14 protein-coding genes are annotated in these 17,342 nt (G+C 49.6%); 11 read left to right on the plus strand and 3 right to left on the minus strand.

Annotated features, from left to right (window positions below):
- Positions 1–3: 3 nt before the first annotated feature.
- Both B4E62_RS19525 and B4E62_RS19530 read left to right on the plus strand, forming a co-directional pair.
- Positions 4–699 (plus strand): response regulator transcription factor, encoded by a 696-nt coding sequence (locus tag B4E62_RS19525; RefSeq protein WP_331353237.1) that lies wholly within the window; start codon positions 4–6, stop codon positions 697–699.
- A 275-nt stretch (positions 700–974) separates the two neighbouring features.
- Positions 975–2,657: a methyl-accepting chemotaxis protein gene (locus B4E62_RS19530; protein ID WP_331353238.1), complete on the plus strand. Its 1,683-nt coding sequence runs from the start codon at positions 975–977 to the stop codon at positions 2,655–2,657.
- 118 nt (positions 2,658–2,775) lie between these two features.
- On the opposite strand, the gene B4E62_RS19535 is transcribed toward B4E62_RS19530, so the two are convergent.
- The 3 genes from B4E62_RS19535 to B4E62_RS19545 all read right to left on the minus strand — a co-directional run bounded on the left by B4E62_RS19535 (position 2,776) and on the right by B4E62_RS19545 (position 6,128).
- On the minus strand, positions 2,776–3,870 hold the full coding sequence (locus B4E62_RS19535) for an NADH:flavin oxidoreductase/NADH oxidase (protein WP_331353239.1): 1,095 nt from the start codon (positions 3,868–3,870) through the stop codon (positions 2,776–2,778).
- A gap of 191 nt (positions 3,871–4,061) precedes the next feature.
- Positions 4,062–4,961, minus strand: a complete 900-nt coding sequence (locus tag B4E62_RS19540; RefSeq protein ID WP_310075213.1) for a LysR family transcriptional regulator — start codon at positions 4,959–4,961, stop codon at positions 4,062–4,064.
- A gap of 15 nt (positions 4,962–4,976) precedes the next feature.
- Positions 4,977–6,128 carry an L-lactate dehydrogenase gene (locus tag B4E62_RS19545; protein ID WP_331353240.1) on the minus strand — a complete coding sequence of 384 codons (1,152 nt, stop codon included), beginning with the start codon at positions 6,126–6,128 and terminating at the stop codon, positions 4,977–4,979.
- Between the two features lie 193 nt (positions 6,129–6,321).
- Here B4E62_RS19545 and fucP point away from each other — a divergent pair, with 193 nt between their 5' ends.
- The 9 genes from fucP to B4E62_RS19590 all read left to right on the plus strand — a co-directional run bounded on the left by fucP (position 6,322) and on the right by B4E62_RS19590 (position 17,280).
- Positions 6,322–7,590 (plus strand): L-fucose:H+ symporter permease, encoded by a 1,269-nt coding sequence (fucP, locus tag B4E62_RS19550; RefSeq protein WP_331353241.1) that lies wholly within the window; start codon positions 6,322–6,324, stop codon positions 7,588–7,590.
- Positions 7,587–8,432, plus strand: coding sequence for an amidohydrolase family protein (locus B4E62_RS19555; protein ID WP_331353242.1), 846 nt, complete (start codon positions 7,587–7,589; stop codon positions 8,430–8,432). Before fucP ends, B4E62_RS19555 begins: the two co-directional genes overlap by 4 nt.
- 140 nt (positions 8,433–8,572) lie before the next feature.
- The gene (locus B4E62_RS19560) at positions 8,573–9,379 is read left to right on the plus strand and encodes an IclR family transcriptional regulator (RefSeq protein ID WP_310075202.1); all 807 of its coding nucleotides are present in this window, start codon (positions 8,573–8,575) and stop codon (positions 9,377–9,379) included.
- A 287-nt stretch (positions 9,380–9,666) separates the two neighbouring features.
- Complete coding sequence (locus tag B4E62_RS19565; RefSeq protein WP_331353243.1) at positions 9,667–10,665, plus strand: aldo/keto reductase; 999 nt, start codon at positions 9,667–9,669, stop codon at positions 10,663–10,665.
- 37 nt (positions 10,666–10,702) lie between these two features.
- Positions 10,703–11,050 carry a UxaA family hydrolase gene (locus B4E62_RS19570; protein ID WP_310075197.1) on the plus strand — a complete coding sequence of 116 codons (348 nt, stop codon included), beginning with the start codon at positions 10,703–10,705 and terminating at the stop codon, positions 11,048–11,050.
- Positions 11,047–12,264 carry a UxaA family hydrolase gene (locus B4E62_RS19575; protein WP_331353244.1) on the plus strand — a complete coding sequence of 406 codons (1,218 nt, stop codon included), beginning with the start codon at positions 11,047–11,049 and terminating at the stop codon, positions 12,262–12,264. The genes B4E62_RS19570 and B4E62_RS19575 overlap by 4 nt, the downstream gene beginning before the upstream one ends.
- Positions 12,265–12,274: 10 nt before the next feature.
- Positions 12,275–13,003 carry an SDR family oxidoreductase gene (locus B4E62_RS19580; RefSeq protein ID WP_331353245.1) on the plus strand — a complete coding sequence of 243 codons (729 nt, stop codon included), beginning with the start codon at positions 12,275–12,277 and terminating at the stop codon, positions 13,001–13,003.
- Between the two features lie 15 nt (positions 13,004–13,018).
- Positions 13,019–13,867, plus strand: coding sequence for a fumarylacetoacetate hydrolase family protein (locus B4E62_RS19585; RefSeq protein WP_331353246.1), 849 nt, complete (start codon positions 13,019–13,021; stop codon positions 13,865–13,867).
- A gap of 203 nt (positions 13,868–14,070) precedes the next feature.
- Positions 14,071–17,280, plus strand: coding sequence for a glycoside hydrolase family 3 N-terminal domain-containing protein (locus B4E62_RS19590; protein ID WP_331353247.1), 3,210 nt, complete (start codon positions 14,071–14,073; stop codon positions 17,278–17,280).
- Positions 17,281–17,342 lie beyond the last annotated feature (62 nt).

A 17,342-nucleotide genomic window follows, 5' to 3' on the forward strand; every position in this document is an offset into this window, starting at 1 on the left:
CACTTGCTCGCCGTCGCCATCGTTGAAGATGATAAATCTGTCGCACAACTGGTCAGCTTATGGCTCGCGCCTTACGGTTACGAGTGTCATTGTTTTGAGTCGAGTGAGGCGTTTTTGGCTTCCAATTGGCAAGCGCAAGGAATATCGCTGCTGTTAGTCGATTGGCAGTTACCGGGCATCAGTGGTATTCAACTGACCAAGCAGTTGATCAATGAACCCGATTGCCCGGCGATTATCTTCGTTACCAGCTTCGGGCGGGCGGACGATATTGCGCAGGCTTTGCATTTGGGGGCAGACGATTTTGTCACTAAACCGGTGAATAAAAGTGTGTTGCTTGCTCGCATAAGAGCGGTAATGCGTCGTCGGGGTAAAGACCTCAATGCGTTGAGTCCCGGGCTTGAAGTTACCTTGCTTCCCTCGTCGTTGGAGATAATCATTCGCAATGGTGGCCGTTGTCGCCTTTCACCCTCTCAATTTCGAACGCTTGAATTTCTGCTACGCCACGAAGGGCAAGTGGTAAGTCGCGAGGTTTTGAGCGAGGCCATTTGGGGGGCGGCCGAACCAAGTCAGCAGGGCAGGGCGTTGGATCTGTTAATAAGCCGACTCCGCCTCAAGTTAGAAACTCTTCCTGATAACCCTGTGTCAATTGTCAGTCACTACGGCTTGGGTTACGCCTGCCATCGTGGTGTCGCGCATTAATTCTGACGATTGAACTGATTTATTTCTGACAATGTATCCAATTGTATTGCGCGAAGGTGATTTTTCTTGCGCGCTTTATTGTATACAAAACTCCTCCCTCTACACTCTCAACTGAGAGCATCTAAGATCATTAAATTCTTGAACGTATCTTCGTGAATAAGTAACTCGACGTAGATACTGCCCAATCTTTTATTCTATCTGGAAGAAGAATTTAATAACTCACATAACAGTAAAGTTTGTATCGCTGTTAATTATTAATACAGGAATGATTCACAATGAAAACCTTTCACAAGCTTGCATTGATTGCTTTATTGCCCTGTATATTTTTGATATTTCTCGGCTATCGTTCCATTTCGGTACTCGATGCGGAACACGCCAGTATCACCACAATTTATAAAGATCGTGTTATTCCGCTGCGAGACTTAAAATTAGTAGCCGATGCTTATGCGGTTGCAGTGATCGATACAGTGAACAAACTCAATGCAGGATTGGTGCATCCTGATAGCGCCAGTAAATCGTTAATGCAAGCCAAAATAGATGTGGAAAAACTGTGGAGTGGCTACAAAAAAACCTATCTAACGCGAGAAGAAACGTTCCTCATGGAAGCAGTGGATCGCTTGTTGCCTGCTGGCAATATTGAAATAGACCGTGTGCTTGCAAAAATCGGAAATCTGAACGGAGAAGCGGCAGGACAGTTTAATGAGTTTGATGGGGAACTATACTCCGCCATAGATCCTATTAGCGAAGGTTTGACCAAGCTAATCGAATTGCAATTGACTATTGTAGATGAAGAATTCCAGCGATCCGAGAAAGCGCTAAGAACTACAGAACTCATAACGATATTACTCACATTGATAAGCATTGTTGCCAGTATTAGCTTGGGTGCTACGATTGCCAAACAGTTAGTGCGTCGTATTGGCGGTGAGCCTGATGAGGTTGCCTTGAACGTGCAGAAAGTTGCTGATGGATGGCTTGTGTTAAATCTCGCCTATCAGCCACCGGCAAATAGCATTATGCGTGCAGTGTTGGATATGAGTAAGAAGCTTCAGGAAACAGTACACGAAATCAGACGTTCATCGACAGAGCTTCAGGAAGCTTCGCACGAATTAGCCGAAAGTAGTCGTCGCACCGCAGAGGAGTTGGATATCCAACAGCAGCAGACACAGCAAGTAGCAGCGGCGATGAATGAAATGACGGCGACCGTAGCTGAGGTCGCCTTAAATGCGCAAAATGCGTCAAACGCAACACACTCAGCTGATGAGCAAACCAGGATTGGCGAAGCCGCCGTTCTTCGCTCTATTCAAGCTGTTTTGGATTTATCTAATGAAGTAGAACAAACGTCAGGCGTTATTACTCAACTGGCGATAGACAGTAGTGAAATAGGAAAAGTGTTGGAAGTCATTCGCAGCATTGCTGCACAGACCAACTTGCTTGCGTTAAATGCCGCAATTGAAGCTGCACGTGCCGGAGAGCAAGGTCGAGGGTTTGCGGTGGTAGCTGATGAGGTTCGCACATTAGCAAGCCGGACGCATAGCTCTACTCAAGAAATTCAGGCTATGATCAGTAAAATACAAACTGGTATTAGCAATGCTGTAACTGTAATGGAAACTAGCCGAGGCGAAGCGGCAGAGACTGTAGGGCATGTAAAACACACGCAACAAATACTGGCTGATATAAAACAGTCTGTTTCACAAATTAACGGAATGAATTTACAAATTGCGACAGCAGCGGAAGAGCAAAGCATGGTGGCGGAAGATATCAATAGAAATGTGGTCAGCATTAACAACGTTACTGACGTTGCCGTTAGTGCAATTGGGCAAGTCGAAAATTATGCTCAAACATTGGCTGTAGTTTCTCAGCATCTGCATCAACGTGTAAACTTTTTCAAGCTGGAAGGGCAACCGAAAGAAAAAAGAGTATTCGAAACATTTTCACGAACCAGAATGGTAAGTGTGTGAAATATAGTTCGCCGCTTGTAATTTAAAAATTGATATTCAACCTGCCGCAATAATCCCGCTGATGTTCAATCAGCGGGATTTTATTTTCTATCTTGCAAATATAAATGTTACAACTCGATCAGGTTCTGTAGCGCTCAAGCCAATGCGCATAAGGTGCAGGTAAAACCCAGGAGGGCTTGTCCACGCCTAATTCTTTCGCCGCAAAATAGGGCCAGTGTGGATTCGCCAAATGCGGGCGACCAATCATCACTAAATCCAATTGTTTATTGGCAATGGCGTGTTCCGCTAATTGTGGCGTACTGAAACCCCAGGCAGATGACACTGGCAAGTCTGCTTCATTACGAACTTTCTCTGCGATGGGTGCGAGGAACGCCGGTGCCCAAGGGATGTTTGCATCGGGGGTGGAAAAGCCGACACTTACGCTCAGCATATCCAAACCATTTTTGCGCAACTGTTTGGTGACTTCGATGGATTCTGCGAGTGTTTCTTCATCGCGACCATCATATTCAATTACACCGAAACGCGCCGTCAGTGGCAAATTTTCTGGCCAAACGCTGCGGACGGCGGCGAGTGTTTCCAATAAAAAGCGGCTGCGGTTTTCGAGGCTACCACCGTATTCGTCGGTGCGTTTGTTGGCGTGCGTTGAGAAAAAACTTTGCGCTAAATAGCCGTGCGCAAAATGCAATTCCAGCCATTCAAAACCAGCGTCACGGGCGCGTTTTGCCGCTGCAGCAAAATCCGCGCATACGCGTTTGATATCGACGATGCTCATCTCGCGCGGTGTTTTATCCAGATCGCCACCGAAGGCGACGGGCGACGGAGAAATGGTTTCCCAGCTGCGCGGATCATTTGCGGGAATGTGATCGTCGCCTTCCCATGGGCGGTTGGCGCTGGCTTTGCGGCCGGCGTGTGCAATCTGGATTCCGGGAACAGCGCCAGCTTTTTTAATTGCACTGGCGATTTGGGCGAGACTTCCGGCGTGCTCATCACTCCACAAGCCGAGGCAGCCGGGAGAGATACGGCCCTCAGGCGATACTGCTGTTGCTTCAACAATCACCAAGCCCGCACCACCGCGCGCAATGCTGGTGTAGTGTGCAAGATGCCAGTCGTTGCTGAGGCCGTCGGTCGCCATATATTGGCACATTGGCGGCACGGCGATGCGGTTGCGCAATTCAACACTCTTTAATTTAAAGCGGGTAAATAACTCAGACATGTGTGTCTCCAAAAAAGCAGGCGTTGCTGCAAGTGTTCGTCGAATCAAATTCGTGAGTGCAGAGTAACCGCTCTTCAGGTATATAAAAATTTCTATTTTCTTATGATTGCCATCATGAAATTTTATATCTGGAGTTGATGATCAATGATGAGTGATTAATAGGTGGCCGATGGGAGATAAAAAGTGGCGGGTTAATCAGTAATAAATAATTCAAACAACAGGTCGCGAATCCAGCGCTGCGCTGGGTCTTTGTGGGTTCGCTCATGCCATGCCGCGACCAGTGCAAAACCCTCAACCGGAAGTGGTGTTTCTTGTGTTGCCAGTCCGTCGAGGTGTTCAACTAAACGTTTGGGTACGACGGAAATCAAATCGCTGGCGCGGACGATATTGGTCATCACCAAAAAGGATTTTACCGAGAGCATTACTTGTCGTTCGCGCCCGATTTTTGCCAAGGCTTCGTCGGTTGCGCCGCTGAAGCAACCGCCGTTGTAAGAGAAAAGTGCGTGTTCGAGGCGGCAGAATTCGTCGAGCGATAAAGATGTTTGCGCAGCGGGATGTCCGTCGCGCATCACGCACACATATTCTTCGTCGAATAGGCGGCGCGCATGCAAATCGGGTGGGCTATTCGCCGGGCTTAACAACACTAATTGGATATCGCCGCGTTCCAGTTGCGAATGCAAATTTTCGTTTTCAATCGGCAAGAGCGCCACGCGGATATTCGGAGCGCGCTTTTTCAATTCCAACACAAAAGGCACGGCGACCGCTTGTAAGGCATAGTCGGTCGCGGCGATGGATAGCGTCATGGTTGCGGTGAGCGGATCAAACTCGGTGGGTGTGAGCAGTACAGCGATTTCTGCCAGCACTTGTTTGACGGGCGCCGCTAATTCCAGTGCGCGCTCGGTGGGCACAACGCCGCGCTGTGAGCGCACAAACAGCGGATCATTAAAGCTTTCACGCAAGCGCGTCAGCATGCCACTCATCGCCGGTTGCGTGAGCGAGAGCCGCTCTGCTGCGCGGGTTACGCTGCGCTCATCCAAGAGGGCATCCAGCGCTTTCAATAAATTGAGATCGATATTTTTTATATCGCGCATGCTGCCACGCCCTGTTTATGTCTGGTGATTTTCCAGCATGCTAGCACTTATATCTTCCACGCGCGTACAGCCCGATAAGGCCATCGCCACGCGCATTTCTTTTGCAAAAATATCGATCACTTCTTTCACGCCGCGTTTTTGTCGTGCTGCCAATGCGTAAACCCAGGGGCGGCCGATCATCACCATTTTGGCGCCCAGCGCCATGGCGCGGACGATATCCAAGCCCGAGCGCACGCCAGAATCAAGGATCAGGCTGAGGTCATCGCCTATGGCATCGGCGATGCGCGGGAGGGCTTTGATTGAGGAGAGTGCACCGTCCAGCTGGCGACCGCCGTGGTTGGAGACGATCAACCCATCGCAGCCGATAGCTGCGGCTTGTTTGGCGTCGTCGGCGTCGAGAATACCTTTGATGATGAAGTGACCATCCCACTCAGCGCGGATGCGGTCGATATCGGCCCAGGTGACGGTGGGGTCAAAGTTGGCGCCCAGCCAACTCCAGAATTCGTCGATACCGGCTTTGTCACCGAGGATCGGGGTGATGTTGCCAAGTGAATGGGGGCGACCGAGCAGGCCGACATCCCAAGCCCAGTGTGGTTTGGTAAGCACTTGGCCAACGCGGGTCAGTTTGCGCTGCAACAGGCTGCCGCCCGATAAACCCGAGCGCATATCGCGGTAGCGGGTGGCGGGCACGGGCATATCGACGGTGAATAGAAGCGTGTTGGTGCCTGCGGCTTTGGCGCGCGCGAGCATTTCGCGCAGAAAGCCGCGGTCGCGGACCATATACAACTGGAACCAGAAGGGGTTGTTAACACCGGCGCGCACTTCATCAATCGAGCAGGCCGATACGGTCGATAAACAAAAGGGGATACCGGCTTCTTCTGCCGCCTGCGCTGCTTGTACTTCGCCGCGCCGTGCATTTAAACCAGCGATACCAACGGGCGATAGACCCAACGGTAGTGAAAACGTTTGGCCAAACAGCGTAGTTTTGGTTGATATGCTGGATATATCGCGCAATACCCGCTGACGTATGGCGATCTGTTGCAGGTCAGATTGGTTATTGTGCAGGGTTGCCTCGCTAAAGGCGCCACCGTCTATATACTCAAAGAGGAAATGCGGTAAACGTTTGCGGGCGAGGGTGCGATAGTCGTCGATATTAGCGAGGATCATGGCGATTAACCTAGTGTAAAAAAATGTTATAGTTTGATTGACTCTATGTTAGCATCTTTTATGTATAAACCATTTTTTATATGCAATCTAAGTTGTGTGGGAATGGTGTATTGCTAAAGTAACTAAAAAAGTTGCTATAAGCCTGATCAATAACAGGCACTCTCCATCCTAATAATGACAATGTGGAGTCTTGATGAACAATAACGATAAATCCGTAAACCTGTTGTTGCCACTGATCCTGATCATCAGCCTATTCTTCTTGTGGGGTATGGCAAACAACCTCAACGATATCCTGATCACCCAGTTCAAAAAGGTATTTACCCTGTCGGATTTCAAAGCTGGCTTGGTGCAGTCTGCCTTTTATACTGGTTATTTTGTGTTCTCGATTCCTGCTGCCCTTTGGATGAAACGCTTCGGCTACAAAGCGGCGGTGGTCTTTGGCTTGCTGCTCTATGCGGCTGGGGCCTTTCTGTTTTATCCCGCCGCCGCCCAGCGCGAATATGTGCTGTTTCTCGGCGCGCTCTTTGTGATTGCCAGCGGCCTGGCATTTCTGGAGACCTCGGCTAATCCGTTGATTGTCGCTATGGGCGACCCCGCGACCGCCGAGCGGCGCCTGAACTTTGCCCAGTCATTTAACCCTTTTGGTTGTATTGCGGGGATTATGATCGGGCGCGAGTTTATCCTCTCCGGCAACGAGCCGACGACGGAAGAGTTGGCGGCGATGAGTGCTGAGCAGCTGGAGCATTTTTACCAGTTTGAATCCCATGCAGTGCAGGGGCCTTATCTGGTGATTGGCTTGTTGGTGCTGGCTTGGGCGCTGCTGGTATTGATCGTCAAGTTTCCGCGTATCGCCACGCAACCCGCTATCGATGAAACCGGCAGTTGGGCGGATTACAAAACCCTGCTGCGCAATGGCGAGTTTATGTTTGGAGTGGCCGCGCAGTTCTTTTATGTGGGCGCGCAGGTGTGCATTTGGAGTTTCCTGATCCGCTATGGGCAGGAGGCGGTGCCGGGCACTGGCGAGAAAACCCTCGCAAATTATCTGATGGGCTCACTGGTGGTGTTTATGGTTGGCCGTTTTGTCGCGACGGCGCTCATGGGTCGTTTCCGCGCTGCCTGGTTGATGTGGCTGTATGCGCTCGCCAATATCGCCCTCTGCACCTATGCGATGCTGGTTCCCGGGCACACCGGATTGCTGGCGCTCGCAGCGACCAGCTTTTTTATGTCGCTGATGTTTCCCACTATTTTTGCTTTAAGCATTAAAAACCTGGGGGGACGTGCCAAAGCCGGGTCATCGCTGGTGATCATGGCGATTATCGGCGGTGCCGTACTCACGGCGGTGATGGGGCTGGTATCGGATCTGACCAGTATTCATTCCGCCGTGGGCGTTCCGCTGGTGTGTTTTGCGGTGATTGCGCTCTATGCACGCAGCCGCGATAAAGCAGAGGTGGTCGCCAAGTGATCGACGCGCACCAACATATCTGGCAACTCGGCGAGCATGATTGCTGTTGGCCGACGCCGGATTTGGTTGCGATCTACCGCAATTTTGGTGTGGAGGATGTGCTGCCGCTGGCCAGGTTTGCGGGGGTGACGGGTTCAGTGTTGGTGCAATCGCAAGAGAGCGATGCGGATACCGATTATTTATTGGCGGTGGCGGAGCAATCCGATTTTGTCAAAGCCGTTGTCGGTTGGGTGGATTTGGCGGCGGAGTCGGCGTCTGCACGTATCGCCCATTTGGCAGGGCATCCCAAATTGCGTGGTTTGCGCCCCATGTTGCAATCCCTTCCAGACGATGACTGGATCTTGCGCCCGGAACTGGAACTAGCGATCGCGGCGATGAAAGGGCACAAATTGAGCTTCGATGCACTGGTCTACACCCGTCATTTGCCACATTTGGAGCAATTTGCGCGGCGCCATCCGGATCTGCCAATAGTGATCGATCATGCTGCCAAGCCAGCGGTTATCGCTACTGATCGTCCTGCCGACGACTGGCGTAATGCCATCGCCAGCATCGCAAGATTACCGAATGTACATTGCAAAATTTCAGGCCTGCCGGCTGAATCGGGCAAAGACCAGGGGCAGGCAGAACTGGCCCCTTATATTCAATATTTACTCACGGTATTCGGAGCTGAGCGATTGATGTGGGGGAGCGACTGGCCTGTCATTGGTTTGGCGCCAAACAAGCAGCTCACTATCTATAAAAATTGGCTTAATCTTGTCCAGCATGCACTTACAGGATGCAAACTGGGCGAAATTGAAAGTGTTTTCATAGGTACAAGTTTGCGTTTTTATCGAATTGCGTAAAGTGGAACGCCTGATGTGGGAGTGTGTGAGTAGAATCCTGTGACAACAAGGACAAAGTTTAGCCTTAGGTTGCATCCTGACTTGACCTGAGCGCTATAAGCCAATAATGGACACGGGGAAACAATAACGAGAAAAATACTATGACTTCTATTATGACTAAAGAACTCGACAGCGCTTTTTTGGAAAACGGTGACGACGCCGAACGTAAATATCGTGCCCCTGCCTTGGAGAAAGGCTTGGACATTCTTGAATTGCTCGCGCGCAATTCGTCGCCCATGACGACCTCGCAAATGGCCGCTGCACTCGGGCGTTCAGTAAGCGAACTCTTCCGCATGGTGCTCGCGCTCGAATATCGCGGATTCATCACCCAGATGCCCGATGGTCGCGACGGCTACATGCTCACCAACAAACTCTTCACGCTCGGCATCTCCCAAGGCACGGCCAAAACCCTGCTCGAAGTCGCCTTGCCGGTGATGAAAGAGCTGACCCGGGAGCTGGGGCAATCCTGCCATTTGGTGGTGCCCTCAGGCGACCAAATTGTGGTGGTCGCCCGCCTTGAAAGCCCGATGGATCTCGGTTTTTCAGTGCGTGTTGGCTATCGCCGCCGCCTGATAGATACCAACTCCGGTGCCTTGCTCTACGGTTTCGCCACGCCCGATGTACAAGCTGGTTGGCTGCCGCTGCTGTCGGCAACGGTGGATCTGGAGCGCATCGAGCGCTTCCTCGCCAAGGCGCGCAAAGGGGTGGATCAGGGCTATATCCAACTCGCCAGTGATTTTGTCGATGGCGTGACTGATTTCTGTGTACCGATCATTGGTGTCCACGGTGCGGCAGCGGTATTGATCATTCCTTTTATCCATATCAAATCCCAGGCGATCAGCACTGAGCGGGTGTTGGAGCGTTTGCTGCAGGCCTCGGATAAGATCTCGCAAGGGCTTATCGATTAACCATCTCACAAGCTGTTAAAAAGCCGACTCCTGCAGTCGGCTTTTTTATGGGGGTTAAAAAGATGGTGGAAGGATTGTTAGCTGAGAGCATATCTTTTTAGAAAAAGTCTAAATAACTATATGTGCTTTTCAGTTGCGTTCGGCTAGAATGTTTTTTATTGGCGATTGATGTTTCAAACATAAAAAGCCAAGCAAAAAACGATCGTAAAAATCTAATTATAAAAAGAGGTTGTGTGGGCAGGTTCAATCTTCTTCCGACGCGTGCTTTTGGCCGCAGCAATCTCCCTATGTCCTTATTGGGTTTTGGCGCTGCCCCCATCGGCAACCTATATCACCCCTTAACCGATGCCCAAGCGAACAGCGCAGTGCAATCGGCACTTGATTCCGGCATCCGCTATTTCGACACGGCACCCCATTACGGTTTTGGCCTGAGCGAGACCCGCTTGGGCGCCGCACTCGCCAAGACAGCGGTGACTGAGCCTGTAATCGTCTCAACTAAAGTAGGGCGGCTGTTAGTGCCCAGTACATCCAAAGCTTCGATGCGCCATGGTTTTGCCGATGCTCCGCCACTGGAGCCGCAATTTGATTACAGCTACGACGGCGTGATGCGCTCGTTTGATGCCAGCCTCAAACGCTTGCAGCGCACCCACGTTGATGTATTGCTCGCCCATGATCTAGGGCCGCTGACTCACGGCGCTGACCACCCAGCGCGTTTTCGCGAATTTATGGAGGGTGGTTACCGCGCCATGAGCGAATTGAAGGCGGCAGGGCAGGTGGCCGCGATTGGCTTGGGTACCAACGAATGGCAAATCTGCGAGGCGGCGTTAAAACACGGCGATTTTGATGGCTTCTTATTGGCTGGTCGCTACACCTTGCTAGAGCAAGGCGCCTGCGAAACGTTCCTGCCTTTGTGTGCAAGGCGCGGCGCGTCTGTCATTCTCGGTGGCCCGTTTAATTCCGGAATTTTGGCAACCGGAGTGAAAGGTGCCGATATCGCCAGCGGTAAAATTCCGCTGCATTACAACTACGAAGCGGCGCCGCAAACCATTATTGATCGCGTCGCACAAATTGAATCTGTGTGTGAAGAATTTGCTGTACCACTTGCCGCTGCTGCACTGCAATTTCCGGCTGCGCATCCACAAATTTGTTCGGTATTGGCTGGTCTGGCGAGTGAAGCGCAAGTGCAGCAATCACTTGTCTGGATGAATACACCAATTCCCGAAGAGCTCTGGCAACGGTTGCGCGAGTGTGAGTTATTGCATCCGGCCGCACCCATACCAGCTTAATTTCGTTAACTGCTATTTTATTTTTTCAGGATTAGGTATGACGCAAACTGCTGATCCAGTTGCACAGCAAAAACCTGCACTCGCACCGGTGATATTGCTCCATCCGGAAGACAATATTTTGGTGTGCGTGAAGCAGATCCACAGCGGCGATGCGTTATCAATTGATGGGGAAGTTATTACCAGTCAAATTGACATCGCTGTCGGACACAAAATTGCGCGCACCGCATTAAGCGCCGGCGATAAAGTTTATCGCTACGGCGCACCTATCGGCTCAATGACCGATGCCGTCGCAAAAGGTGAACACGTGCATATGCACAATATGAAAAGTGATTACATTCCCAGTCACACCCGCAGCCGTCAAAACAAAGACAGGAGTGAATCATGAATGATGCCGTAAGTTTTTCTGGCTGGCAGCGCGCCGATGGCCGCAAAGGTATTCGCAATGTGATTGTGGTGGCCTATTTGGTTGAATGTGCGCATCACGTTACGCGCAGGATTGTAAATCTCGCTGACAATATGGATGTGCATCTCATTGGCTTTCCCGGCTGTTATCCCAATCAATACGCCTATGAAATGATGCGCGCGGTTTGTACTCATCCCAACGTCGGCGGTGCGTTGTTGGTATCGCTCGGCTGCGAAAGTATGAATCGCGAAAAATTGTTGAGTGAAATTCGCGCGAGTGGTCGCCCTGCAGAATTATTGGTTATTCAGGAGGCGGGCGGCACCAAAAGCACAATTGAATTAGGTTTGGCTGCGGTAAAACGTTTGCAAAGCGAAGCCGCAAAAGTTGCGCGCGTGCCTATGTATTTAAACGAATTAATTGTGGGGACAATTTGTGGTGGCTCGGATGGCACTAGTGGTATCAGTGCTAACCCAGCAGTCGGCCGTTGTTTTGATGCGTTGGTTGCCGCCGATGCGATTTGCATTTTTGAAGAGACCGGTGAATTAATTGGCTGCGAAACCATTATGGCGGATCGTGCGATTACTCCGGAATTGGGCGAAGAAATTGAAGCCTGCGTTGCCAAAGCGGAACACTATTATCGCGTGATGGGTTTCGGCAGTTTTGCACCGGGCAATGCCGATGGCGGATTGACGACACTCGAAGAAAAATCCATGGGTGCTTATTCAAAATCGGGTTCATCGCCTATTAGTGGTTTGATTAAACCCGGTGATATTCCACCCGCCGGTGGTTTGTATTTGTTGGATGTAGTACCCGACGGCGAACCGCGTTTTGGTTTCCCCAATATTTCTGACAACGCGGAAATTATCGAATTAATTGCTTGCGGTTCGCATGTAATTTTATTTACTACCGGTCGTGGCTCTGTTGTCGGTTCAGCTATTTCGCCGGTGATAAAAGTCTGCGCCAATCCGGAAACCTATCGTCGCCTGGCGGGTGATATGGATGTGAATGCCGGGCGCATTTTGGAAGGCGAAGCAACACTGGATGAAGTGGGTGAAGAGATTCTGCAAAATGTTATCGATGTTGCTTCGGGTAAGCGCAGTGTGTCGGAAGAGCTTGGGCATCAGGAATTTATTTTAACCTATAAAGCCTTTGAGCCGATTGGCCCGAGTTGTTTGCCGGTGAGACAAATCCAGTGAGACAAAAAATATGAAACGTCTTGAAGGTAAAACCGCATTAATCACCGCCGCCGCCCAAGGTATTGGTCGTGCTAGCGCCGAATTATTTGTCGCTGAAGGCGCGCGTGTTATTGCAACGGATATCAATATTGCCGCGTTGAGTGAACTGACGGGCTGCGAAACCCGCAAGCTGGACGTATTGAATAGCGAAGAAGTTATTGCGCTCAGCAAAGACATCGGTGATATCGATATTTTATTTAACTGCGCCGGTTATGTGCACAGCGGAACCATTTTGGAATGCGATGAAAAAGACTGGAATTTTTCATTCGATTTAAACGTAAGTTCCATGTACCGCATGATCCGCACTTTTTTGCCGGGCATGATCGAAAGGGGGGGCGGGTCTATTATCAATATGTCATCCGTCGCCAGTTCGATTAAAGGTGCCCCCAATCGTTTTGCGTATGGCATGACCAAAGCGGCTGTAATTGGTATGACTAAAGCTGTCGCCGCCGATTTTGTCACACAAGGCGTTCGCTGCAATGCAATCTGCCCCGGCACCGTACAAACACCATCGCTTGAGCAGCGCTTGCATGCAACTGGTGATTACGAAACAGCTTATAAAAATTTTGTCGCTCGCCAACCCATGGGGCGTTTAGGCACCGCGCGTGAAATGGCAGAGCTGGCGCTTTATCTGGCGAGCGACGCATCGGCATTTACCACCGGCACTATCAATATAATTGATGGTGGTTGGAGCAATTAATTTGGAATCATATTTATGAAATTACTTCGTTATGGCAATGCAGGACATGAGCGCCCAGGGATTTTGGACAGCAATGGCAAGGTGCGCGAATTGGGTTCAGTGGTTTCCGATATTAACGGCAAAACCCTGAGTGAAGAATCGCTAAAAAAAATTGCGAGTCTGGATATCAATTCATTGCCTTTAGTGAATGAGCCTGTGCGCTTTGGTGCCTGTGTTAATAATGTCGGGAAATTTATTTGCATCGGTTTAAATTATGCCGATCACGCCGCCGAGTCAGGTGTTGCTGTACCCGCGGAACCGGTGGTTTTTATGAAGGCCACCAGTGCGATCACTGGTCCGAACGACAATATTATAAAACCGCGTAACTCCACCAAACTCGATTGGGAAGTGGAGTTAGGCATCGTCATCGGTAAGCACGCGAGCTATGTTGAGCTGGATGAGGCGATGGATTATATCGCTGGTTATTGCGTAATTAACGATGTATCGGAACGCAACTTTCAATTGGAGCGCCCGGGTGGTCAGTGGGATAAAGGTAAAGGCTGCGACAGCTTCGGCCCAATCGGCCCTTATTTGGTAACCAGAGATGAAATTGCTGATCCGCTTAATTTGAATTTATGGCTAAAAGTAAACGGCAAAACTTTCCAGAATGGTTCCACCGATCAAATGGTATTTGGCCCACAATTTTTAGTGCACTACCTCTCCCAATTTATGAGTTTGCAACCCGGCGATGTTATTAGCACAGGTACACCACCCGGTGTTGGTCTCGGGCAAAAACCACCAATCTATTTGAATGAAGGTGATGTGGTGGAATTAGGTATTGAAGGGATGGGTGTACAGAAGCAGGTTGTTGTTAACGCGAAATAATTTTTCCGAAGTACTTGTAGGTTGCTGGTGAGGAACGAACCGCAACACGACCATCTTGCCGCTCCGACCAAAAGCCCAACGGAGCATTGAACCGGGTTTTGGCTTGGTGTTGGGCATGGTCACGTTGCGGTTCGCAGACTCAGCCTGCGCGGCCCGCACCAACCTACACTTACAGCTCATAAAAATTAAAGAGAACATCCCCAATGAAAAATCTCAAAAAATTAGCCGTACTTGGCCTTATTGCTTCCGCAATATTTTCCGCAAATTATTCCACCTACGCCGAACAAAAAACCAATATCAAGCTCTGGCCAAAAGCCGAATCGCCAATAAAAGATTCGGCCGAATTCAATGCAAAAATTGAAAGCATTCTGCAAAATATGACGCTCGAAGAAAAAGTCGGGCAGATCATGCAGGCAGAAATTCAGACCGTTACGCCGGATGATATTAAAAAATACCATTTGGGTTCGGTATTAAACGGTGGCGGTTCCATGCCGAATCGCATCGACAATGCAACACCAAAAGACTGGGTGGAGTTTCTCGACGCACTCTATATCGCCTCTATGGACACCAGCGATGGCAAGCAGGCCATCCCGATTTTCTGGGGCACCGATGCAGTTCACGGCCACAACAATTTAACCGGCGCCACACTCTTTCCGCACAACATTGGTTTGGGTGCAATGCACAATGCTGATTTGATTCGTCAAATCGGCGCTGCAACAGCAAAAGAAGTGCGCGCAACTGGTACTGAATGGGTATTCGCACCCACGCTCGCTGTTGCACAAAATGATCGTTGGGGGCGCACCTACGAAAGTTATTCAGAAGATCCAAAACTGGTCGCCGATTACGCAACAGCGATGGTTGAAGGTTTGCAAGGTAAGCCGAATACCAAAGAGTTTTTAGCAGAGGACCGTGTGATTGCCACCGCTAAACATTTTCTTGCCGACGGTGGCACAGAAGGTGGCGATGACCAAGGCAACGCGCGTGTTACAGAAAAAGAATTAGTTAAGATTCACAACGCCGGTTATGTGCCCGCGCTGGATGCTGGTGTACAAACCGTGATGGCCAGTTTCAGTGAATGGAACGGCGAAAAAATGCATGGCAATAAATATTTGCTCACCGATGTATTAAAAAATCGCATGGGTTTTGATGGTTTAGTCGTAGGCGATTGGAATGGCCACGGCCAGGTTCCCGGTTGCACTAATGATTCCTGCCCGCAAGCGATTAACGCCGGTATCGATTTGCTTATGGTGACCTACGATTGGAAAGCCATGATTGAAAACACGCTTAAGCAAGTAAAGTCTGGCGAAATTTCGCAAGCGCGTTTGGATGACGCAGTGCGCCGAATCCTGCGCGTAAAAATGCGTGCAGGCCTGTGGGATAAAAAACCTTCTGAGCGTGCGTTTGCGGCTGATCAATCTGTCGTAGGTAGTGCAGAGCATCGCGAGATTGCACGCCAAGCTGTGCGTGAAAGTTTGGTGTTATTGAAAAATACCAACAAGGTATTACCGATTAATCCATCCAAAACTATTTTGGTGGCCGGTGATGGTGCGGATAATATCGGCAAACAAGCTGGTGGTTGGAGTGTGTGGTGGCAAGGTGTTACTGATGCAAAAGAAAACTTTCGCTTTCCCGGTGCTACCTCCATTTATAGCGGCATAAAAACCGCAGTCGATGCGGCAGGTGGAAAAACACTTTTATCAGTTGATGGTACTTTCACGCAAAAGCCGGATGCGGCCATTGTTGTGTTTGGTGAAAATCCTTATGCCGAAGGCAGTGGAGATCGCGACACGCTTGAATTTGAACCTGCGAAAAAGAAAAGCCTCGCGCTGTTAAAAAAATTGCAAGCACAAGGTATTCCGGTGGTGTCGGTATTTCTATCTGGTCGCCCTATGTGGATTAACCCAGAGTTAAATGCGTCAGATGCATTTGTTGCCGCCTGGTTGCCGGGTTCAGAAGGTGCAGGCGTGGCAGATGTATTGATTGCGAAAGCGGACGGTAAACCCAATTTCGATTTCAAAGGCACCTTGTCTTTCTCCTGGCCAAAATTGCCATTGCAAGATGTATTAAATAAGCATCATAAAAATTACGATCCATTATTTAAATTGGGTTACGGGCTCACCTATAAATCCGTCAAAACTGGCCCGAAAAATTTACCGGAACAAGTTGTTGGCGTTGCAAGCGATGAACCGCAAGACATAAACCTTTACGTACGTCGCCCGCTTGAACCTTGGCATGTTTTTATCGAAAACTATGAGCGTCAACAAATCCTTAGCGGTGCTTTTGCTGCTTTGCCGAAGGGCGATGTCAAAGTACAAACTATTGATAAAGATGTGCAGGAAGACGCGCTGGCATTTGCTTGGAAAGATACATGGCGCGCTGGCATGACATTGGAATCTGGCGAGCCGTTAGATTTAACCGCCCATATGGACACGGGCGTGCTGACGTTGGATATTAAAATTGACGAACTCGCCAAAGGCGGTGTGTCTTTCAAAATGGAATGCCAAAAAGAAGGCTGCGATCGTGTAGTGCCTTTCACTATGGCCGCGCGCGATTTGGTCGGCAAAGGATGGAAAAAAATCTATGTGCCGCTGAGTTGCTTTAAACAAGAGCAAGATAATTTCTCGGCGACGACTATGCCTTTTGCATTGGAAGTGGGTGGTGCAGGTGAAGTTGCTGTCGCCAATGTACAACTCTTAATTCAAACACCTAAAGACGTAACGCTCGCCACCTGCCCGGATTACAAAACTGTATCGGTTACGCCGGGCATGTTAAATGAATGGTGGTCAATCGACTGGTGGTTGCCGCGTCACGAACAGAAACTGGCTGATGCTAAAGCAATAAAAGCGAAAGGTGGAAAAATCGATTTACTGTTTATTGGCGATTCCATTACCCAGGGTTGGGAAAAAGAAGGTGCGGCTGTGTGGGAAAAACACTACGCAAAACGTAATGCTTTTGCGATAGGTTTTGGCGGCGATCGTACCGAGAATGTGCTCTGGCGTTTTCAGCACGGTGCATTGGAAAATATGTCGCCCAAGTTGGTAGTCATGATGATCGGCACCAACAACACCGGTCATCGCCATGAAAATCCGGCAACTACGGCAGCAGGAATTAAAAACTTGCTAAATGAATTGCAACAGCGTTTACCTCAATCAAAAGTGCTGTTATTGGCTGTGTTTCCGCGCGATGAGAAGCCCGATGGTCAGTTGCGCCAGATCAATAACGGTGTAAATACGATCATTAAAGATTATGCTGATAACAAGAAAATATTTTTTGCGGATATTAACTCCGTATTTTTAACCAAAGAGGGTGTATTGCCAGAGGTGATTATGCCGGATCTTTTGCATCCGAATGAGAAAGGCTATGAGCTGTGGGCAAAAGCACTGGAACCCCATCTGCAGAAGCTCTTAAAGTAAGTATTGAAATCGGCGCCTGGTGCGCCGATTTTTTTAAGTTAAGTAATTGTTTTCGACAGACG

Source organism: Cellvibrio sp. UBA7671 (genome assembly GCA_002483145.1).
In the GTDB taxonomy this organism is placed as follows: Bacteria; Pseudomonadota; Gammaproteobacteria; order Pseudomonadales; family Cellvibrionaceae; genus Cellvibrio; species Cellvibrio fibrivorans.